The sequence below is a fragment of the Pseudothermotoga lettingae TMO genome (assembly GCF_000017865.1).
In the GTDB taxonomy this organism is placed as follows: domain Bacteria; phylum Thermotogota; class Thermotogae; order Thermotogales; family DSM-5069; genus Pseudothermotoga_B; species Pseudothermotoga_B elfii.
Map to the genome: position 1 here is coordinate 799,862 of NC_009828.1, position 20,630 is coordinate 820,491.

23 protein-coding genes are annotated in these 20,630 nt (G+C 39.4%); 22 read left to right on the forward strand and 1 reads right to left on the reverse strand.

Features of this window, described 5'->3' with window-relative positions:
* Positions 1-2 precede the first annotated feature (2 nt).
* The 13 genes from TLET_RS04000 (at position 3) to jag (ending at position 11,070) form a co-directional block, all read left to right on the forward strand.
* On the forward strand, positions 3-980 hold the full coding sequence (locus tag TLET_RS04000) for a M23 family metallopeptidase (RefSeq protein ID WP_012002831.1): 978 nt from the start codon (positions 3-5) through the stop codon (positions 978-980).
* A 6-nt stretch (positions 981-986) separates the two neighbouring features.
* Positions 987-1,328, forward strand: a complete 342-nt coding sequence (locus TLET_RS04005; RefSeq protein ID WP_012002832.1) for a hypothetical protein — start codon at positions 987-989, stop codon at positions 1,326-1,328.
* Positions 1,325-2,515, forward strand: coding sequence for a methionine adenosyltransferase (metK, locus tag TLET_RS04010; RefSeq protein WP_012002833.1), 1,191 nt, complete (start codon positions 1,325-1,327; stop codon positions 2,513-2,515). Before TLET_RS04005 ends, metK begins: the two co-directional genes overlap by 4 nt.
* Before the next feature lie 16 nt (positions 2,516-2,531).
* On the forward strand, positions 2,532-2,795 hold the full coding sequence (gene rpsT / locus TLET_RS04015; protein ID WP_012002834.1) for a 30S ribosomal protein S20: 264 nt from the start codon (positions 2,532-2,534) through the stop codon (positions 2,793-2,795).
* Between the two features lie 115 nt (positions 2,796-2,910).
* On the forward strand, positions 2,911-3,489 hold the full coding sequence (locus tag TLET_RS10645; RefSeq protein ID WP_012002835.1) for a CPBP family intramembrane glutamic endopeptidase: 579 nt from the start codon (positions 2,911-2,913) through the stop codon (positions 3,487-3,489).
* Between the two features lie 13 nt (positions 3,490-3,502).
* A complete protein-coding gene (locus tag TLET_RS04025) occupies positions 3,503-5,950 on the forward strand; it encodes an ATP-dependent Clp protease ATP-binding subunit (protein WP_012002836.1) in 2,448 nt (815 codons plus the stop codon).
* Complete coding sequence (gene radA / locus TLET_RS04030) at positions 5,947-7,272, forward strand: DNA repair protein RadA (protein WP_012002837.1); 1,326 nt, start codon at positions 5,947-5,949, stop codon at positions 7,270-7,272. The genes TLET_RS04025 and radA overlap by 4 nt, the downstream gene beginning before the upstream one ends.
* The gene (gene disA, locus TLET_RS04035; RefSeq protein WP_012002838.1) at positions 7,262-8,314 is read left to right on the forward strand and encodes a DNA integrity scanning diadenylate cyclase DisA; all 1,053 of its coding nucleotides are present in this window, start codon (positions 7,262-7,264) and stop codon (positions 8,312-8,314) included. The genes radA and disA overlap by 11 nt, the downstream gene beginning before the upstream one ends.
* Before the next feature lie 59 nt (positions 8,315-8,373).
* Positions 8,374-8,508 (forward strand): 50S ribosomal protein L34, encoded by a 135-nt coding sequence (gene rpmH, locus TLET_RS04040; protein ID WP_012002839.1) that lies wholly within the window; start codon positions 8,374-8,376, stop codon positions 8,506-8,508.
* Between the two features lie 8 nt (positions 8,509-8,516).
* Positions 8,517-8,855 (forward strand): ribonuclease P protein component, encoded by a 339-nt coding sequence (gene rnpA, locus TLET_RS04045; protein WP_161632313.1) that lies wholly within the window; start codon positions 8,517-8,519, stop codon positions 8,853-8,855.
* Positions 8,855-9,094, forward strand: coding sequence for a membrane protein insertion efficiency factor YidD (gene yidD, locus TLET_RS04050; RefSeq protein WP_028843315.1), 240 nt, complete (start codon positions 8,855-8,857; stop codon positions 9,092-9,094). Before rnpA ends, yidD begins: the two co-directional genes overlap by 1 nt.
* Positions 9,085-10,422 carry a membrane protein insertase YidC gene (gene yidC / locus TLET_RS04055; protein WP_174375656.1) on the forward strand — a complete coding sequence of 446 codons (1,338 nt, stop codon included), beginning with the start codon at positions 9,085-9,087 and terminating at the stop codon, positions 10,420-10,422. The genes yidD and yidC overlap by 10 nt, the downstream gene beginning before the upstream one ends.
* A 6-nt stretch (positions 10,423-10,428) precedes the next feature.
* A complete protein-coding gene (jag, locus tag TLET_RS04060) occupies positions 10,429-11,070 on the forward strand; it encodes an RNA-binding cell elongation regulator Jag/EloR (RefSeq protein WP_012002843.1) in 642 nt (213 codons plus the stop codon).
* Positions 11,071-11,072: 2 nt separating this feature from the next.
* On the opposite strand, the gene TLET_RS04065 is transcribed toward jag, so the two are convergent.
* Complete coding sequence (locus tag TLET_RS04065) at positions 11,073-11,666, reverse strand: hypothetical protein (protein WP_012002844.1); 594 nt, start codon at positions 11,664-11,666, stop codon at positions 11,073-11,075.
* Positions 11,667-11,712: 46 nt separating this feature from the next.
* On the opposite strand from TLET_RS04065, the gene TLET_RS04070 reads away from it, so the two are divergent.
* From TLET_RS04070 to TLET_RS04110, 9 genes are all read left to right on the forward strand, one after another.
* Positions 11,713-12,384, forward strand: coding sequence for an IspD/TarI family cytidylyltransferase (locus TLET_RS04070; protein WP_012002845.1), 672 nt, complete (start codon positions 11,713-11,715; stop codon positions 12,382-12,384).
* Positions 12,385-12,478: 94 nt separating this feature from the next.
* Positions 12,479-13,606, forward strand: coding sequence for an ABC transporter substrate-binding protein (locus TLET_RS04075; protein ID WP_012002846.1), 1,128 nt, complete (start codon positions 12,479-12,481; stop codon positions 13,604-13,606).
* Between the two features lie 47 nt (positions 13,607-13,653).
* Positions 13,654-14,562, forward strand: a complete 909-nt coding sequence (locus tag TLET_RS04080) for a branched-chain amino acid ABC transporter permease (protein ID WP_012002847.1) — start codon at positions 13,654-13,656, stop codon at positions 14,560-14,562.
* Positions 14,563-14,566: 4 nt separating this feature from the next.
* Positions 14,567-15,628, forward strand: coding sequence for a branched-chain amino acid ABC transporter permease (locus TLET_RS04085; RefSeq protein ID WP_012002848.1), 1,062 nt, complete (start codon positions 14,567-14,569; stop codon positions 15,626-15,628).
* A gap of 14 nt (positions 15,629-15,642) precedes the next feature.
* Positions 15,643-16,404 (forward strand): ABC transporter ATP-binding protein, encoded by a 762-nt coding sequence (locus TLET_RS04090; RefSeq protein WP_049753397.1) that lies wholly within the window; start codon positions 15,643-15,645, stop codon positions 16,402-16,404.
* Positions 16,401-17,126 carry an ABC transporter ATP-binding protein gene (locus TLET_RS04095; protein ID WP_228369035.1) on the forward strand — a complete coding sequence of 242 codons (726 nt, stop codon included), beginning with the start codon at positions 16,401-16,403 and terminating at the stop codon, positions 17,124-17,126. Before TLET_RS04090 ends, TLET_RS04095 begins: the two co-directional genes overlap by 4 nt.
* A gap of 93 nt (positions 17,127-17,219) precedes the next feature.
* A complete protein-coding gene (locus TLET_RS04100; RefSeq protein ID WP_012002851.1) occupies positions 17,220-18,083 on the forward strand; it encodes a DegV family protein in 864 nt (287 codons plus the stop codon).
* Positions 18,080-19,081: an ABC transporter substrate-binding protein gene (locus TLET_RS04105; protein WP_012002852.1), complete on the forward strand. Its 1,002-nt coding sequence runs from the start codon at positions 18,080-18,082 to the stop codon at positions 19,079-19,081. The genes TLET_RS04100 and TLET_RS04105 overlap by 4 nt, the downstream gene beginning before the upstream one ends.
* A gap of 4 nt (positions 19,082-19,085) precedes the next feature.
* Positions 19,086-20,597, forward strand: a complete 1,512-nt coding sequence (locus TLET_RS04110) for an HD-GYP domain-containing protein (protein ID WP_012002853.1) — start codon at positions 19,086-19,088, stop codon at positions 20,595-20,597.
* The last annotated feature ends 33 nt before the right edge of the window (positions 20,598-20,630 follow it).

Sequence of the window (20,630 nt, forward strand, 5' to 3'; positions counted from 1 at the left end):
CGGTGAAAAGGTACCTGGTTTTACTGGTAGCGATGATATCAACTATTGTGATCTGTGCGACATTCTCTTTTCCAGTAAGTACGACTCCATTGCTTACATCAAGCTTTGGTGAGTTTCGGGGCACTGGAAATCGTGGTCCTCACTTTCATATGGGAATCGATCTATCAACTGGTATGAGGAGTGGTGTTCCTATTTTAGCAGCTGAAGATGGGTGGCTCGTCAGAGTGGAAATTGACGAGGACGACATATATGGTAATGTGGTTGTGCTTTACCACGACGATGGTTACAAAACACTTTATGCGCATCTGAGCGAATTTTCAGAGAAATTGAAGCTGATCATCGATTCTGTTGTGTCTGAATTTGGAAGAAAGCGAATAGTTGTAAAATTTCCAGAAAGAACATTTTTCTTCAAAGCAGGAGAGCCCGTTGGATACTCCGGTCAAACTGGTGAAGCAGCTCAACCTCACTGTCATTTCGAAATAAGAAATATTGATGAAACCATTTGCTATGATCCATCGCAATTTTTGAATATCCTAAAACCAAAAGAAGCCAGATTCATTGTAAAATCACTTGTAATTAATTCAGAAAAATATTCCTATAGAGAAGATGAGGTTTATCCTTTTAAAGGAGATTTTCCAAAAATAAGCATCAATGCAGTAACTGAAATTAACAAAAACGTAATCGGTTTGAAGAGTTTAAAGATGTATTTGAATGAAAATCTCGTGTATCATATTGATTTTAGTGAAATACCAATAGATGAATTTAACAACGTCTGGAGTGTTTATACGAACGATTCTGTAGCGGATGGATATAATTACGATGCGTGGTACAAACTTTATCCAGACCAGTGGGGCAATGTTATAAAGGTTGATAACTACGCCGAGATAGGTAAATTACCATCAAAAATACTTGTGAGAATAATCTGCACTGATTTCTGGAACGAAGAATTTGAGGTTAGATTCTTTCTCGAAAGAAGGTAGAGAAAAGTGTGGTTTTTCAAAAAAAAGAAAAAAAGTGAACAGGATCTGTTGACAAATCCGTTTTATAAAGAAGGGAATTTATTCGTGATTTATTTCAAATGTGAAAAGTGTGGTGAGTATTTCAGAAGTCATTTGAGGGCTGGTTATGATTTCATAATTGATTATGATAATCCTTCAACTCCATATAAAGTTGACAAAATTTATGTTGGTTCCAAATGCCCTAATAAGATTCATCTTATTGCTACCATGAGTTCTAGTTATAAACTTAGAACGGTTACTCTTGAGGGAGGAAAATTTATCACAAAAGAAGAATATGAGTCAGTTCAAAAAAAGGAGGATGAGAAATGAAAAGACTCTTTACAAGTGAGAGTGTAACAGAGGGACATCCGGATAAAGTGGCAGATCAGATCTCAGATGCTATTCTTGACGCGCTGATTGAACAGGATCCCGATGCACGGGTTGCTGTTGAGACTCTTGTTACAACAGGGCTGGCTGTTGTTGCTGGAGAAGTAACCACGGAAGCTTATGTGGATATACAGGATATTGTCAGGAGAACGATTCTGGATATAGGTTACACACGCGCAAAATATGGCTTTGATGGTGAAACTTGCGGAGTTGTAACATCAATACACAGTCAATCGCCTGATATAGCTCTTGGTGTTAACAAAGCGTTGGAAGCAAAAGAAAAAAATGACGATGGAGACGAGTTTGATAAAATAGGGGCTGGCGACCAGGGTATGATGTTTGGATACGCTACCAATGAAACGCCTGAATTTATGCCTCTGCCGATAGTTCTCGCTCACCAACTTGCGATGAGATTGTCAAAGGTTAGAAAGGAAAAAATTGTACCTTTTTTAAGACCCGATGGAAAGACTCAGGTGACAGTTGAATATAGCGATGACGGTAAACCGATGAGAATTGATACCATCCTTATCTCTGCTCAGCATGATCCAAATGTGACTATAAACGAATTAAAAGAAGTACTGCTGGAACATGTTATCAAGCCGACTATTCCCGAACAATACTGGTCTGATAATATCAAAATATTAGTTAATCCAACTGGCAGATTTGTTCTGGGAGGCCCATCGGCGGATACCGGTTTGACAGGTAGAAAAATTATAGTTGATACATACGGTGGATGGGTACCTCATGGCGGAGGGGCCTTCAGTGGAAAAGATCCGACGAAAGTTGACAGATCTGCCCACTATATGGCACGGTACGTCGCAAAGAATGTTGTTGCTGCGGGGCTTGCGGACAGATTTATGATTCAGGTAGCATACGCTATCGGTAAAGCCAGACCTGTATCATTAATGATAGACACCTTTTCTACATCTAAGGTTGACGAAGAAAAATTGAAAGATGTGATAATACAGCTGTTTGATTTTCGCCCGCTGGCGATTATCAATAAATTGAACTTGCAGAGGCCTATATACAAAAAGACAGCTGCTTATGGCCATTTCGGCAGAAATGATCCTGATTTTACCTGGGAATCTCTCGATGCTGTTGAAGAGTTGAAACGCGCATTTAATATCTAAAAAAGGAGGCGTTAAGGTGGAAAAAAAGAATAAATCGGCTGAAAAGAGAGTCAGACAATCTTTTTTAAGGAGAGAAAAGAATAGGGCATATAAAACCAGGATGAAGAATGCTATAAAGAAGGTTCTTGCAGCAGTACAGACTAAAGAATCAAGTGAGAAGATTGAGGAATTACTGAAGCAAGCTATAGCAGCCATCGATAAAGCCGCTTCCAAGGGCGTCATTCATAAAAATCAAGCAGCTCGCAGAAAATCACGCTTGATGAAAGTAGCGAAAGCGTGAACTCGCTAAGAATGACAAGAAAGATTTAAAAAATTTTTCCTTGATGTTCCAGCACTGATTTTTCAAGTGCTGGATTTTCTTGTCGTGATAAAATTATATTGAGGAGTATGATTTTATGAAGAATCCGTGGATCGGATTTGTGGTGTTTTTATCAATGCTTTTGTCTGGTCCAGTGATAGCCTATTATATAGCAAAGATGTGGTTTGTTGCAGCATGGTATGTTGCATTGTTTCTATTGAGTCTCTATCTTGCTGCTTTAAACGGCGAAAAGATCCCATCTCTGTTTACCATCAACAGAAAATGGGTATTAAAGAGCTTTTTATTTTTGCTGTTGATGTATGGACTTTTAATGATAGTTAATACGATATTTCCTGCGCCAAGTGTGGTAAATCAATTCAGCCAGCTCGATATTGTAACAATACTGATCATTACGTTAATAGGTCCTGTTGCTGAAGAAATGGCTTTTCGAGGCTATATTCAGGGAATGCTGAGAAAAAAATTCAACGCGAATTTCACCATTGTATTAACAGCATTGATCTTTTGCCTGTTTCATTCGCTGTCGGTATTTCCACAGATTTTTGTTACAGCGATTATTCTAAGCTTTGTCAAAGAGCTTTCAGGTTCACTGCTACCTTCAATTGTGATACACTGTCTAAATAATACGGTAGCGCTCGTTGCTTCAGTTTTCGTTTGAAAGGGGTGATACGATGTTCGATAGATTTTCTGAAAAATCAGCGCAGGTTTTTGTTGATGCACAAAATGAAGCCAAAGAAATGGGACATTCTTATGTTGGAACAGAACATATACTTTTATCGGTTCTGAAACAGGACTTACCTGTTGTTGAAGCTCTTTCTGAGATGGGTATAACCTATGCCCGAACAAAAAATGAGGTTATTTCAATGGTGGGCATGGGTATGAGAGGATTTGCCAGTTCACCACAGATGACACCGAGGGCAAGAAGAGTAATAGAAATGGCATATGAGGAAGCCAAATATCTTGGAAGTGAGAAAATACATCCAGAACACATACTGCTCGGCATCATAAGAGAAGGTGAAGGAATAGCTGTCCATGTACTCAGGAAAATGGGTATAGATCTTGGTGTATTGAGGCGCATGATAGTTGAAAGTACTTCACCAAGAATTAACGATGCTGGTAGTGAAAGGACTTTTGAGAATTCGTCGGTGAGACATCTGGAAGGTTTTGGTATAGACTTAACGGCGCTTGCGATGAAGAATCAGCTTGACCCGGTTATTGGAAGAGAGGAAGAAATAGAAAGAGTTATGCAAATTCTGGTGAGAAGGAAGAAAAACAATCCAGTTTTGATTGGGGAGCCCGGAATAGGGAAAACGGCTATTGTCGAAGGCCTTGCACAGCGAATCGTTGCTGGAGAGGTTCCTGAGCCGTTGAAACATAAAACAATTTTTTCGCTCGATGTTGCCGCTCTCGTTGCTGGAACGAAATACAGAGGCGAGTTTGAAAAAAGGATGAAAAAGCTTCTACAGATAGTTACCAAGGACCCCGGCATAATTTTGTTTATTGACGAAGTCCATACAATAGTTGGTGCAGGATCTGCGGAAGGTGCAGTGGATGCAGCAAATATTTTGAAACCAGCCCTTTCTCGTGGAGAGATTCGCTGTATAGGCGCGACAACACCCGATGAATATAGAAAATACATCGAAAAAGATGCGGCTCTTGAGAGAAGGTTCCAGAAGATCTACGTCAAGGAACCAACTGTCGAAGAGACTATTAACATCCTTAAAGGTTTGAGGTACAAATATGAGACTCATCACAGGGTAAAGTATACAGATAATGCGTTAGAGGCTGCCGTATATTTATCAAAGAGATATATTACAGATCACTTTTTACCCGATAAAGCCATAGATGTAATTGACGAGGCCGCTGCAAGAGCTCGCTTGAGAAGCTTTGTTATTCCTGATGAGCTGCAACAACTGAGAAAACAGCTTGAGCAAGTCAAAGCCGATAAAGAACTTGCCGTTTTAAATCAAGATTATGAAAGAGCAGCAGATCTCAAAGAAAAAGAAAAATTGTTGAATCAGGAGTACACAGAAAAATATGAGCAATGGAGAAAAAATGTTGAATCTTCAATTGTAGCAGTTGATGTTGATCAGATATCCGAAGTAGTCTCAGGCTGGACAGGTATTCCTTTGATGAAAATAGAAGAGAACGAGAGCATGAGACTGCTCAATCTTGAGAAAGTTTTACACCAAAGAATAGTTGGGCAGGATGAAGCAATTAAGGCCATAGCAAGGGCTATAAGAAGGGCGAGAAGCGGGTTGAAAGATCCAAGAAGGCCCATAGGAGTGTTTCTGTTTCTTGGGCCTACAGGTGTAGGAAAGACCGAACTGACAAAGGTTTTGACCGCGCATCTGTTTGGTGACGAGAAAGCTTTACTCAGATTTGACATGAGTGAATATATGGAAAGATTCTCTGTATCCAGATTAATTGGTGCACCACCTGGTTATGTTGGCTACGAAGAAGGAGGTACTTTAACTGAAAGAGTAAGAAGAAGACCATTTTCAGTTATACTCTTTGACGAGATTGAAAAAGCGCATCCTGATGTATTCAATATTTTACTTCAAATTATGGACGATGGCAGGTTGACGGATTCGCAGGGAAGAGAAGTGGATTTCAAAAATACCATAGTTGTTATGACAAGTAATATCGGTGGCAATTTGATAAACAAATCCAAGAAAACTATGGGTTTTGTCTCGCAAGACGCGGATAAAGATTATCAGGAAATGAAATCGTTGGTCCTGGAGGAAGTTAAGAAAACTTTTAGACCAGAGTTTCTCAACAGGATCGATGAGGTGATAGTTTTCCACCCACTAAACAGGGATCATATAGAAAAGATCGTTGATATACTTGTATCAGACGTACACAAAAGATTGGAAAGTAAGGGCATGACACTGAAGCTTACGAAGGAAGCTAAGAATTTCCTGATTGAAAAGGGCTATGATCCTGTATTTGGTGCGAGGCCGTTGAGAAGGGCCATACAACAATACCTCGAAGATCCGCTGGCAGAAGAATTGCTACGCGGTAAGTTTGCTTTTGGAGATACAGTAGTGTGCAAAGTAAGTGGAAACGGATTGAAATTCACCAAACATAGATCTAAAGCGGGAGCACTTAAAGGATGAAAGAAAAGGAACGCTTCATCTGCAAAAGTTGTGGTTATGAATCTATCAAATGGTTTGGCAAATGTCCTCAATGTGGCGAATGGAACACAGCTGTCGAGGCAACTTCTAAGCCTCTGGAAAGAATAGTAGATCTTGTTAATCTGAAAGATGTTTTAAAGTCTGTCAACAGTACCCGGTTGACGACCGGTTTTACGGAACTTGATGCATCTTTGTGCTCAGGGATCGTGCCCGGGCAGGTGCTTTTACTTGGTGGCGAGCCAGGTGTGGGGAAAAGTACTCTGGCGCTGGAGATCTGTGCGTGGTTTTCAAAAAATGGATATAAATCTTTATATGTATCTGCGGAAGAATCAGTAGATCAGCTAGCAATAAGGGCTCGCAGGCTCGCCTGCGAAAACCTTGACGGTATAACTGTTTGTTCAGATAACGACATTGATTCTGTTCTTCAAATTATAAACGAAGATTACAGCCTGATAGTGGTGGATTCACTGCAAACGATGTATTCTGAAGAAGTTGGGACGTATCCCGGGAGTGTTGTGCAGGTTCGAGTTTGTGCCGAAAAAATAATATCTAAGTGCAAAGAATTATCTATTCCATCTATTTTGATTGCCCATATAACAAAGAGCGGTGAAATATCTGGCCCAAAGCTTGTTGAGCATTTAGTGGATACTGTCATTTATTTTGAAGGTGAAAAAACGACAGAACTTAGAATTTTGCGAGTTATCAAAAATCGCTTTGGGCCATCGGGAGAAATAGCTGTTTTTGAAATGAGAGATGATGGCTTGAAACAACTATGTGATCCTGTATTTTTTGATCTCACAGACCAACTTCCTGGTAATTGTTTATCATGTGTTATAGAAGGCTCCAGGGCTTTTGTTGTTCAAATTCAAGCTCTTGTTTCACGAAGCAGATCGAATATGCCAAGAAGAGTCAGCAATGGATTTGACATGACCAGATTGTTGTTGTTAATAGCTACTATAGGAAAACACATGCGTTTACCGGTTGAATCGCACGATGTTTATGTAAACGTGCTTGGTGGGTTAAGAATAACTGATACAGCCGTTGACGCTGCGGTTGTTGGTGCGATTCTCTCATCTATGATGGAGAAACCCATAGAAAAAACATCAGTAATTGGTGAAGTTAGTTTGGATGGTAGAATAAAGCCTGTATATCGTATGAGATCAAGAATAGATTCGTTAAAAAGAGCAGGCATACAGTCTGTAATAGTTCCAAAAAGTGTTGATCTGAGCGATAAAAATCTGGTAAAAATCGATTCTTTACAAGACATGGGGGATGTACTGGGGGTGAAGCTGTTTGATAGCTGAAGAGTTGCTTTCGAAAATAGCTATTCTTTCGCCCGGGACAAGATTGAGAAAGGCTCTTGATGATATAATATCAGCAAATCTCGGAGCTCTGCTGTTTTTTGTTGATGATCCACAGAAATACGAAGACATAATACAAGGTGGATTCGACATAGATTGTCCATTTTCTCCGGAGAAACTTTATGAGTTGGCAAAAATGGATGGTGCAATAGTTATTTCCGACGATGTAACGAAAATACTTTTTGCTAATGTGCATTTAGTTCCGGATCCAACAATACCGACTATCGAAACTGGAATGAGGCACAGAACTGCTGAACGCGTAGCGAGGCAAACTGGGCAAATGGTAGTTGCGATATCAAAAAGAAGAAATGTCATATCACTTTACTATGGTCAATACAAATATGTCATGAATGATGCTCCTTTATTGATTGCACGTGTCTCTCAGGCAGTGGACACACTTGAAAAGTACAGAGAAAGTTTTGACAGGATAATTGGTACTATAGAAATTGACGAACTTCGCACCGGTGTTTCCATATACGATGTGGCTCGTGCTATCGAAAAAGGGCTTCTCATGTTGAGAATTCATGAGGAAATATTTCCATATGTTATAGAACTTGGAGGAGAAGGTAGACTGATAAATATGCAACTTGAGGAAGTTTTGGAGGATGTCACCGATATAACCTCACTTTTAATCATGGATTATTCAATCAGGGATCTTGATGTTGATCAAGCAAAGGAAATCATAGAAAAGATGAAACAGGACAAGGAAATAAGTTTAATGAGAATTATCCGAACACTTGGCGTAGATGTACAGAGTTTATCTCAGGCAGGCGAAGCTATATATTATCCAAGAGGATATAGAATATTGAATCATTCAGCGAAGATACCCTTGAGTGTTTCGGCAAATGTCGTGAAAACCTTTAAAAACTTGAAAATTATTTCGGAAGCTTCTATTGATGAACTTCAATCAGTTGACGGAATAGGCGAAAAAAGAGCACTTGCAATTGCCTCTGCAATTGGTATGCTTAAAAGCAGAACAATTTAAAAAGATATATGGTACAATGACAGAGGTTAAAAAGATTTGCTTGTGAAGGAGGTCTGAGTGTGAAGAGGACTTATCAGCCAAACCGCAGAAAAAGGAAGAGAACTCATGGTTTTCTTGTAAGATCAAGGACACCATCCGGCCGAAGAGTATTGGCCCGCAGGCGTGCAAAAGGAAGATGGAAAATCGCAGTTTAGATTTTTGTTTGAGAAGAACTGAACGGCTTAGATTTTCCAGAGATTTTGACAGGGTTTTCCGATTTGGAGCTGTTATTCAGAGCGAGTTGTTAACGATTTTGTACGTGGGTAATGATCTTGAGCACAACAGAATAGGAGTCATTGTTAAAAGAAAGTTTGGCAAGGCTCACGATAGAAACAAAATTAGACGGTGGATAAAAGAAATCTACAGATTGAAAAAGCATGATCTGAATAAGAGCTTTGATATAGTTGTCTTACCTCGGAAGACCCTGTCAGATATTTTTAAAGATATTCCTTACGAAGAATTTTGTAAACATTTGACAGATCTTCTAAAGAGGATAAAATGATGAAGAAAATTGTCGTATTGATGATTCGCTTTTACCAGAAATATATTTCCCCTTTAAAACCTCCAACATGTCGGTTTACTCCGACTTGTTCGTCTTATGCGATACAGGCAATCGAACGCTTTGGATTGCTAAAAGGAGGGTATTTGGCTGTTAAAAGAATCATAAGATGTAATCCTCTCAACCCTGGAGGACACGATCCTGTACCGGAAAAATTTACTACAAGGAGGAGATTCATTTGAGGAAGTTGATCATTCTAATTGTTTTGGCATTGTTGATCATAACTGGTATGGCGAAAAATGAAATTCAGGTTGTCACTTTAGATGATGGGATAAGAGTTATTACACGTTTCAGTGAGCTGGAGTTCAGTAGTTCAGGGGTTTTGAAAAATGTTTATCTCACCGCGGATCGTAGATCTCATGTATTTGAGGAAGCCGGAGATGGTCTGGAACTCTTCAGCCCAGAGGGCTCTTCTTTAATGGTAATAGATTTTTCAATAGAGGGTGATATGATTTCGCCCAACACCTACTCGGGGGATCTGATTTTAAAATACGAATATACGGGAGGTGTAAAAAAAACCATAACCGTTAAGAATTCCCCAGAGTATGTTTTTACCGTTGAAGTAAGTTCCATGGATCCTGTTATTATTTCTCTGCCGCGGGTATGGTATGAAGATTACGATCGAGTCGTGAAAGATTATTTCATATCCTTCTCTCCGAAGATCAAAGCTATATCTCTGGTGAAAACAGGTGAAGGCAAATTAAGCTCAAATAAGCTGGCTATCAATGGTTTTGAAAAAATAGTGGTTCATATGGCTCCATTTAAAAGGATATTCCTAAAAAAACTCTTTGGTGAAGACTATTCCATACTTATGGATACGATAAAAACAATAGATGGTAGTTCTTCTTGGTACGACCCAGTTTTCTATCCGTTAGTGTGGTTTTTCTGGTGGTTATTCGAAATGACCAGGAATTTTGGCTGGGCAATCATAATATTCACAGTTATTGTCAGATTTGTTTTGTATCCACTTTATCACGCGCAGACCAAATCCATGATAAAAATGAGAAAAGTTCAGCCCAGAATAGAGGCTATAAGGAAAAAATACAAAGATCCGACCAAACAGCAAGAAGAGCTTATGAAAGTCTACAGAGAAGAAGGCATAAATCCGGCTGGTGGATGTCTTATGCTTCTGATACAGCTGCCAGTTTTCTTTTTGCTGTACGCAGTTATAAGATATTTTCAGGAAGAATTTGCTTTTGGTAGTAAATTTCTTCTGTGGAATGATCTTTCAGTAGGTGGATTTGGCCCCAATGCAATCTTTATAATTGCGACCGTGGTTGCCAGTTATTTCAACACGCTTATAACCAGTCAGGATTCGCGGAGTGCCTGGCAAGGGATTCTAATGTCACTTATATTTCCGTTTCTGTTCGTAAGTTTGCCAAGCGGTTTGTTTCTTTATTATACTGTGAACACGGTTATACAACTTGTAATAACTTATTACATTTACAAAAGATACAAAATTAAGGGAATTACCACAAGAGAGCTGCTTGGTTTGAGAAGTAAGGGGTGAGAATTTGTGAAAAAGGTACGCATCTCGGGTGCAACAATCGCTGAAGCCTTAGAGAAAGCCAAGCAGGAGTTTGGTTTAAGGGATGAAGAGTTTGATTATGTTGTTGTTGAAAAAGGTTCAAAGGGATTTTTTGGCATTATGGCAAAAGAGGCTGTCGTTGAAGTTTCTTTTAAAAAGGAATTCTACGAGAGAAGATTAGAACAATTCATGGTTGGCATTTTAAGAAGCTATGGAAAAATAAAGGTAAAAGTGAGCTCTGCAGGAAAGAGGTTTCTGGTTTTGCTTGAAGGGGATGACCTCGGCAGATTGATAGGAAAGCACGGGAAAACTCTTGCGGCATTGCAGCACATCGCAATGATATATCTCAACAGATTGAGTGATACGAAATTGTCAGTGGTGGTTGATGCAGGGGAATACCGTGAAAAAAGAAAGCGAAACCTTGAACAAATAGTTTTGCAGGCTATAGACAGAGCTCGAGTTGAAAAGAAAAGAATTGTGCTTGATCCAATGTTTGCCTTTGAAAGGCGGTTAGTTCATGAGATTGTGAAAAAATATAGGGATGTAAAGAGTTATTCAGTGGGTGTTGAACCATATAGAAAGGTTGTTATAGAGTATTCCCCAAATGGAAAAGAGGTTCACACTACCTGACCCTATGCGCGTGTTATTGCATCCAAAGCAGCATTAGCTGCCGCAAGAAGAGGATCGCGGTCAAGCTCGGCGCTGCCGATAATGCTTGATTCTTTGCCATCTGCTAATTTCGTGATATGGCATATGAGGAATTCTTTGCCGGCGAGGGTGATTATGCGGATATCATCAACAGAATAAATGGAATCATTCAAATCGTCCAGCGCTGACACCACAGCACTCGCGGCTGTTTTTAATTTCTGCAAGCTTGTTTTAGGCCCTTCAGCAGATCCTTCGTATTTTTCATCATTATGTTCCACAATGGCGGTAACTTTCACATTTTTACCTATGTCCTCAGTCTTCAGAGAATCTATAGAATATTTCGACTGAAACTTTACTTCTCCTGTCATCTGGGCTATACTTATTATTTTCCTATCTATTCTAAGCCCCGTTGAAGCTAATATAGCCGTCTCAACATCGCGGACAATTTGTTTTGGATTCTTTTCTGAATCGGCCACAACATGTATTTCCCTGATTTCTTCTCCATCCTGCACGACTTTAACTGCGCTGACTCCTGCTATTTGCGAAATAATATTCTCTAACTTTTTAGAATCAACCACCAAAAATTCCCCCTTTTTTGATATTCTAACATAAGGTGATTAAACTGTGACAGTTGGTATAATAATGGCTGCCGGGACCGGTAACCGGTTTAAATCTGAAATACCAAAACAATTTTGTATGCTTGGAGACAAGCCGGTAATTAATTATTGCTTGAAAAGCTTTGAAAAATCACACCTGATTGATAATTGTTTAATCATGGTACCGACGAATTGGCAGGAAGAGGTTAAAAAAATGATTGAGGGTTTTAGAAAGCCAAAATGGGTTTTACCAGGTGGTGCCACACGACATGAAACTTCTCTGATCGCACTTGAGTTTTTAAGAGATATAAACCCATCCGTGGTTGTCTTTCACGATGCAGCAAGGCCTTTTTTAAGAGTAAAATTGCTCAACAGAGTAATTGAAGAAGCGCATCTTTTCGGTGCAGCTACGGCAGCTATTCCAGTTAATGATACGGTTGTGTACGCAAAAGATATGTTTGTAAACAATTATCTCTCAAGGGAAGGATTATACAGAATTCAAACTCCTCAAGCTTTTGCTTTTGAAATTGCCTTAAATGCTTTTGAGCGTTTCCATGCAAATGATGGAACTGAACCTGTATTACTATCTGGTGGCAAAGTAAGAATAGTTCCTGGAGATCTTCTTTGTTTTAAAATCACATATCCAGATGATCTTCAGTTTGCGCAATTTGTTTATCCTACCTGGAATGAATTAGATTGATTTGTATATCTTGACGATCATCATAGCCTGTGTGGTATAATATGTGCCAACCTGAAGACCTCAGGTAAATTCTTGATTGTGGGGAGGTTGAATTATGCGAAAAGTCTACGTGTTTTCACTTTTGGTATTTGTTTTTGCTTTTGCTTTTTCAGCACAAATCAGCGAAGTGAAAATTGGAGCGGGTTGGGAAATGACTGGGCCTATAGCCGGTTTTGGTCAGATGTCCTGGGACGGAGTTAAACTTGCCATGAAATTGAGGCCAACCGTTAGAATTGCTGACAAAGATATACCCGTTAAAGTAGTTTTGCTTGACAATAAAGGAGACAAAGCTGAAGCAGCCAACGTAGTTAAAAGATTGATTGACGTTGAAAAAGTGTGTGCTATTCTTGGCCCATGTACAAGTTCATGTGCTCTGGCTGCAGGCGCCATAGCTGAGCAAAAACAGGTTTCTCTGGTAACAAACACCGCCACAAGCCCGCTTGTAACTCAGAACAGAAGATTTATATTTCGTGCCTGTTTTGTTGATACCCTTCAAGGCGAACTTCTGGCAAAGTTCGCTTGGGAAGAGCTCAAGGCGAGAAATGTTGCTATAATGGTCGATGTTGCTCAGGATTATGTTGTGGGACTTGCAAATTACTTTATGCGGGCTTTTGCTAAATTCGGAGGGACGTTTTTCAGTGAATATTACAATACAGGTGATCAAGATTTTACCGCCCAACTTACAGACGCCCTGTCAAGAAATCCAGACACAATTTTTATGCCTGGCTATTATGCGGAGATCGCGTTGATATGCAAACAAGCTCGAGAATTGGGGTTTACAGGAAACTTTCTGGCTGGGGATGGTGCGGATGCACCTGAACTGATAGAAATTGGTGGTCAATTTGTTGAAGGACTTTGTTATACCACCTACTTTCATCAGGATGCTGATTTATCGCCGGCAACAAAACCTTTTGTTGAAGCTTATGTAAAAGAGTATGGTAGAAGGCCAGACGCATTTGGAGCTCTTGCTTTTGATGCTTACAATCTTGTACTGGATGCCATTGAAAGAGCACAGTCGGTTGATCCAGTTGCAGTGAGGAATGCCCTTGCAGCTACCAGAGATTTTCAGGGTGTTGCAGGCGGTATCTCTTATCCTCAGGACTCAGGCGATCCGATAAAACCGGCAGTCATAAATACTATAAAAAATGGACAATTCGTTCTCATGACTGTTGTTAAACCATGAAATAAGCCCCTTCGGGGGCCCTTGTTTAAAGATTAGGGGGTGGACTCTTGAGCCTTTCTTCGTTTTTGCAACATCTTGTTAATGCACTTTCGCTTGGTGGTATTTACGCCCTCATTGCAATAGGTTATACTATGGTCTATGGGATTCTCAGATTAATAAATTTTGCTCATGGAGATGTCTTTACTTACGGAATATACTTCGCATTTTATGGGGTTTCAATATTTTTGATGCCATGGTGGATTAGTTTTATGTTTTCGATATTTTTGACAGCTTTTCTCGGGGCCTTTATTGAAAAGGTTGCTTACAGACCGTTGCGGAATGCTCCAAGAATATCTGCTTTGATAACAGCCATAGGCGTTTCTTTCTTTTTGGAGAATTTTGCGATAGTTGCTTTTGGAGGGAGAGCGAAATCATTCAACCCTCAAACTGGAATTTACCCAAATTCCTTTCTTCGTATGCTTCAAATAGGGAAAGTAAGGTTACCCATTCTTACACTTATCACTCTGGGAATAACTGCTATATCGCTTTTTATTCTAATATGGATAGTTTATCGAACAAAGATAGGAATGGCTATGAGAGCTATCAGCAAAGATATTCCGACCACAAGGTTGATGGGTGTTAACGCCGATAGAGTGATCAGTTTTACTTTTATGATAGGCTCTGGCTTAGCTGCTATTGGGGGTATTTTGTGGGCGATGAAATATCCTCAGATTTACCCTTTTACCGGAATGATTCCCGGTTTAAAAGCATTCATTGCAGCAGTTGTTGGAGGCATAGGCAGTATTCAGGGGGCAATGATTGGTGGATTCATACTTGGCATCAGCGAAATAATGATAGTGGCGTTTATACCATCACTTGCTGGATACAGGGATGCTTTTGCTTACGCAATTCTTTTGTTTGTACTTCTGGTTAAACCAACCGGAATACTTGGCGTAGAAGTTTCAGAAAAGGTGTGATCAAATGAGGAAAGGATTGTCATTTCGGGTGAAATTTATATCTACCTTCGTTTTAATTTGCCTCATAGCTTTTTTGTTGTTTTTTGCCAATAGGATCGCAAGTGAATATGTAATATTGATATTGAATTTGATAGCCATAAACATCATTTTTTCGACTTCTCTAACTCTGATTAATGGGATAACCGGCATTTTCTCCTTAGGACATGCTGGTTTTATAGCTATAGGTGCTTATGTCTCAACTCTTCTGACTCTTCCGGTCGAACAGAAGGAAATGACGTTTCTTATAAAGCCTCTTATTTATCCTTTGAACCAGATTCAGATTTCTTTTCTTCCTGCCACAATAATTGCTGGACTTGTGGCTGCCGGCTTTGGCTATGTTGTTGCTGCGCCTTCTTTAAGGTTAATAGGTGATTATCTGGCTATAGCAACTTTGGGACTCGGCGAAACAATAAGGATAGTAGCCAACAATGCCTGGTCGATTACAAATGGCGCTCTTGGATTGAAAGCTATACCTCCATATACGAACATATACTGGTCCTGGGGATGGGCGTTTATAACGGTGCTGATCATTGCGAGTTTGGTGAAGAGCAGTTATGGAAGAGCTTTAAAAGCTATAAGAGAAGATCCCATAGCCGCAAAGGCAATGGGAATAAACGTTTTTTCTCACCAGGTTATGAGTTTTGTCCTTGGATCATTTTTTGCCGGTGTTGGTGGATCACTCTGGGCTCATTTAATAACAACAATTGATCCCAAGTCGTTTACTTTTACAAAAACCTTTGAAATATTGATCATGGCAGTGCTAGGTGGCCTTGGAAGTATCAGTGGAGCAATCATTGGAGCAGCTGTTTACACTGTTGGTCTGGAATTTCTAAGATTTCTTGAGAGCCCGTTTAAAATTGGACCAATACTTTTTCCGGGAATACCTGGTATGAGGATGGTGGTTCTCTCTGCACTGCTAATTATTCTCATGTTATTCTGGCAGAGAGGAATTATGGGGAGAGAGGAACTGTCATGGGAAAAATTCTACGGAATTTTTAGGTGTTTTCGAAGAGGTGGAAAATCGTGAGTTCAGTATTAAAGATGGAGAATGTTACGAAGCGATTTGGAGGCCTTGTGGCTGTCGATCATTTTAATGGTTACATAAATCCTGGAGAGCTGATAGGATTGATTGGCCCAAACGGTGCCGGAAAGACGACCTTGTTTAATTTGATAACAGGTGTATATGCGCCAGATAAAGGTAAGATTCTTTTTTTTGGAAAAGATATTTCTGGACACAAGCCACACCAGATAGCTGCGTATGGTATAGCAAGGACTTTTCAAAACATAAGGTTATTTTCTGATATGACTGTTCTGGAAAATGTTATGGTATCACAGCATCTAAGGCTAAAAAACTGGATGTGGTTCTTCAAAAGTATTATTAAGACACCCGATGCAATTAAAATGGAAAGACAAATGAAGGAAGAAGGTATAAATCTTCTAAAAAAAGTTGGTCTACAAAACCTTTCATCCTCGAAAGCAGGTTCGTTACCATACGGATTACAAAGAAAACTGGAAATAGCAAGAGCCCTTGCAACGAAACCGAAGCTTCTGTTGCTTGACGAACCAGCGGCTGGAATGAATCCACAAGAAACTTATGAATTAATGAATTTCATAAAAAGAATAAAAGAAGAATTCTCGCTGACAATAATGATAATAGAACATGATATGAAAGTCATTATGGGTATTTGTGAAAGAATATATGTTATGGATTATGGCAAACTCATCGCCGAGGGTTGTCCAGAAGAAATTCAGTCCAATCCACAAGTGATCAAAGCATATCTCGGTGAGGAGGTGCTTCTGTGATGCAAAGTGTTTTGAGTATTGAAAACTTAAATGTCCATTATGGAAGCATTCATGCTATAAAAGGTATTTCTCTTGAAGTAAAAAAAGGACAGATAGCCACTTTGATAGGTGCAAATGGTGCCGGAAAGACAACAACTTTAAATGCAATCACTAATTTAGTGAAAAAAAGTGGTGGAAAGATTCTTTTTGAGGGTGAAGATATCACAAATTTATCTACTCATGAAATTGTGAGCAGGGGGATAGTTTTGGTACCGGAAGGTAGAAAAATTTTTCCCAACCTGACTGTATACGAGAATTTAATGATGGGTGCTTACTCTCGAAGAGATCAGGAGAAAATAAAGAAAGATCTGAACTGGACTTTGACATTATTTCCGAGATTAAGAGAAAGATTGAAGCAGCTTGGCGGGACCCTCTCAGGAGGAGAACAGCAAATGCTTGCAGTTGCGAGGGGGCTTATGAGCAAGCCAAAGCTTTTGATGCTTGACGAACCTTCCTTGGGGCTTGCTCCATTGCTTGTGAAAGAAGTTTTTCAGATAATCGAAGAAATTAGAAAAGAAGGGGTAACAATTTTGCTTGTGGAACAGAACGCATTTGCTGCTTTGAAGGTAGCTGACTATGCATATGTACTCGAAACCGGGAAAGTAGTAATTCAGGACTCTGGCAAGGATCTTCTGAACAATGATGATGTGAGGAAGGCTTACCTTGGAATCGCCACAAAATGAAGTGAAAGCAGTTTTAATTTTCATTTGTTAAGTCAGCCTCTCATTTGCTAAAATTTAGTCGAACTCAAATAAAGTATCTTAGGAGGTTTTGCTATGGGAAAACTGAAGATAGTGCTGGATAGCACCTCAGATACACCAAGAGAATGGTTTGAAAAGTTCGACTTATCAATGGCTCCACTACATATCACCTGGCCTGACGGTTCTCAGGAAGATGATTCTCGTGATATTGAGGAAATAAGGAATTTTTACAAAAGAGTGTCTCAGGCAAAAGATTTACCCAAAAGTTCCCAACCATCAGTTGGTGAATTTTTAAAACTTTATGAGCAACTTGAAAAAGACGGTTACGATGAAATCTTGGTGATATGTATATCCAACAAGCTTTCAGGCACATATGACTCGGCACTCAGCGCGTCACAACAAGCGAAAATTCCGGTTCATGTTGTCAACAGTAAAACTGCTTCTGGTGCGGTTCCATTACTTGCAAGACGTGCAAGAGAGCTGGAACAAAAGGGTATGAACGGAACTGAAATAACCCGAATTTTGAACGAGGATATTGAAAAAGGAAGATACAAGGCTATATTTTATGTTTCGAATTTCGATTTTCTTGTTAAGGGTGGACGTGTCTCCAGAATGCAGGGATTTTTCGGATCACTTTTGAGTATTCATGTTGGCCTATGGATTGATCCCGAGGGTAGATTGACACCTTTTGAAAAAGCAAGAGGCACAAAAAGGGCTCAAGAGATGCTTATTAAAAAAGCACTTGATATGGTTTCTAAGGGTTCGAAAATTAGATTAATTATGGTTGATGCCGATGCTCGCGAAGATGCCAAGCATCTACTAGAACTTCTTAGAGGGTATTATCAGGTGGTTGATGCTACTTTCAGTGAAATGGGAAAAGTTATAACTACTCATGTTGGGCCTGGTACAGCAGGGTTCGGCCTGGAGGTTGTTGAATGAAATATCGTTTTTCAGTTGCGCTATTCATCGCAATCGTGGTTGTGCTTGTGTTTTTGCTATATTTGAGAACGCCACATCCAGTTGTTTTGTTGTTTGATGATGGCCAGACTGATTTTTATCTGGGCGTTCGTGAATATTTAGAGCGCAACGATTTTGAAATGGAGATCGTCTCAGTTAGAGTTGATCAACCAATGGCAAAATTGGAAGAGGTGATGAAGAAGTACTCAAATTCTTATGCAATAGGACCGAGACTCAGCACAGAAGCATTGAATATAATTTCTCTTCTCGAGCGGTACAATATTTTTGCAATAGCCCCATTAGTAACTTCACCTGAAGTTATTGGAAAAAGTGAATATTTAATGACGCTAAGCTCCTCAGATGAAATACAAGTTTATGAGATATCTAAAAGGTTGGAAAAAGATCAGGTGAAAAAATTGCTGGTTGTTTGTGATGAAAAAAACCCCGTTTACAGTGAAATTTTTGCAAAAATCTTGAAGAATACAGTTAAACGTGCTGAAATTCAGATTGTTTTTATCAATTCTGTCGATGAACTGGTTGAATATCCATTTGAAAACTTTGATTCAATGCTTTTAATTACCGATGGAATAGTAGCTGGAATGATAGCTCAAATGGCTTCGAACAGAGGATTCAGCGGAAGGATATATGGATCGGATTATACCTTTACAGACGTTCTTTTTGAAACTGGGCTTGATTCTATTGAAGATATGATCGTTTACAGCCCATTTGATTTTTCAAAAATGAGAGATTCAGGTTTTTTAAATCTCCAGCAGGCTGGAGCTTATGATTCATTGATGATTATTCATAATTTGTTAGCTCAGAGCATTTTGCCCAAAGAAGCTTATAGTTATTTAGTTGGAAGATCATTCGATGGTGCAACAGGTTCATTCACAATCGAGAAAGATCTCTCAGCTTTGAGAAAAACAAATTTCCTGATAGTCAAAGGTGGAAAATTCGAACCCGAGCTCGACGAGAGGTGAAAGAATGCAACTTATCAAAATTGCAAACAATATCAACAAATACGGCCTGATACTCATTTTATCCCTGATTTGCGTCTTCACAATTGGCTTTTTTATGATTTTTCAGAACATCCATATGTATTATTCAAGAACATATCTGCAAGCTGAAAGCAAGCTGGTGGAAACAACAATAAACGACGTTATTGAAAGCAAACCGATTTCTGGTGTTGTTATTCGAGAATTGAGCAATAATCTTGTTGATAGGGCTACGGGTATAGACCTTTCAGGTGTTCTGTCTTACAAAAATCTTCCCTGGCTCGTTGCTAACCCCAAGGGCTTGTTTTTAACTGAAAACAGTGCTAAATTCATCGTCGCAGAAGGTGAAAATTTGTTATTTGTTGAAATTCCTCAGAGTTATTTCACAAAAATCCTTACAAGTGAGCTTTCTATAGTAATGCTTGCGAACGCTGACGGTGTTGTTGTAATTTCATCAGATCCGTCATTCGCGGGTATGAACATCGGAACAAAAAGCCGGTTTGCAAAATTAAACAAAATCACAGGATATCTACATATGGAAGATTTTTCCATAGCTAATGCTAAAGGTGCTGTCTTTATACCGATGCGAAGCTATCTTTCGGTTATATTTCCTTATTTGATGATATCTTTTTCAGCATTGGCAGGTGTCGTGATATGGTTGTTTTATTTCAGCAGATTCACAAGAAAACTCATCGGCGCCACTTCATTGATTGTTGACAATATAAATAAAACCGCGACGCTCGCGAGTAAAGGAAAAGATGCGAACTACATTCCTGTAAAAACAAACATAGAGGAACTCAACGAACTTCAGGAATGTTTTGTGAGATTGATCGAGATGGAAAAAGCATCTCAACTCGAAATGCAAGCAATGATGAACAGTTTACAGGATACAGTTAACGAGCTTGAAGAAACGCAAAAAGTTCTTCAGGAGAGGAATCTTCAAATTATATCCACTCTTGCTGAGGCAATTGAGATAAAAGACACCAGTACATATGGCCATTCAGACAGGGTCGTTAGCCTTGCATTGGAGCTGGCTAAGGAATTGAACATAACAGACCCGGCAGATCTTGAAGCAGTTAGATTTGGTGCATTGCTTCATGATGTAGGAAAGATAGGTATACCAGAGCATATATTGAACAAACCTGGCCGTTTGACATTTGAAGAATTTGAAATTATGAAGAAACATCCGATATACGGCGAAAAGATTATCAAAAATATATCAGGCTGGGATTTAGTTGCAGATGTTGTAAGACATCATCACGAGAATATAGATGGTTCTGGTTATCCAGATGGTCTGAAAGATGGCGAGATAAGCATCAGAGCTCAGATAGTTTCTATAGTGGATGTGTTTGCTGCGCTTATTGAAGAAAGGCCTTACAGACCTGCCATGAGTGTGGAAGAAGCGCTCAGAATTATGAGTCAAGAAATGGTGGGAGTAAAATTTGATCCCAAACTTTACGAAGCCTTCTTAAGAGTGTTAAAGAGAAGTTTTAAATTGTAGAACGGCAGAACCGATTTGGTATCCTGTGGTATA

Coding starts and splice junctions, on each gene's coding strand:
- TLET_RS04105 (WP_012002852.1), top strand. CDS start 18,080: ATGAAATATCGTTTTTCAGTTGCGCTATTCATCGCAATCGTGGTTGTG.
- TLET_RS04090 (WP_049753397.1), top strand. CDS start 15,643: ATGGAGAATGTTACGAAGCGATTTGGAGGCCTTGTGGCTGTCGATCAT.
- TLET_RS04085 (WP_012002848.1), top strand. CDS start 14,567: ATGAGGAAAGGATTGTCATTTCGGGTGAAATTTATATCTACCTTCGTT.
- metK (WP_012002833.1), top strand. CDS start 1,325: ATGAAAAGACTCTTTACAAGTGAGAGTGTAACAGAGGGACATCCGGAT.
- radA (WP_012002837.1), top strand. CDS start 5,947: ATGAAAGAAAAGGAACGCTTCATCTGCAAAAGTTGTGGTTATGAATCT.
- TLET_RS04025 (WP_012002836.1), top strand. CDS start 3,503: ATGTTCGATAGATTTTCTGAAAAATCAGCGCAGGTTTTTGTTGATGCA.
- TLET_RS10645 (WP_012002835.1), top strand. CDS start 2,911: ATGAAGAATCCGTGGATCGGATTTGTGGTGTTTTTATCAATGCTTTTG.
- TLET_RS04100 (WP_012002851.1), top strand. CDS start 17,220: ATGGGAAAACTGAAGATAGTGCTGGATAGCACCTCAGATACACCAAGA.
- TLET_RS04110 (WP_012002853.1), top strand. CDS start 19,086: ATGCAACTTATCAAAATTGCAAACAATATCAACAAATACGGCCTGATA.
- TLET_RS04075 (WP_012002846.1), top strand. CDS start 12,479: ATGCGAAAAGTCTACGTGTTTTCACTTTTGGTATTTGTTTTTGCTTTT.
- yidD (WP_028843315.1), top strand. CDS start 8,855: ATGAAGAAAATTGTCGTATTGATGATTCGCTTTTACCAGAAATATATT.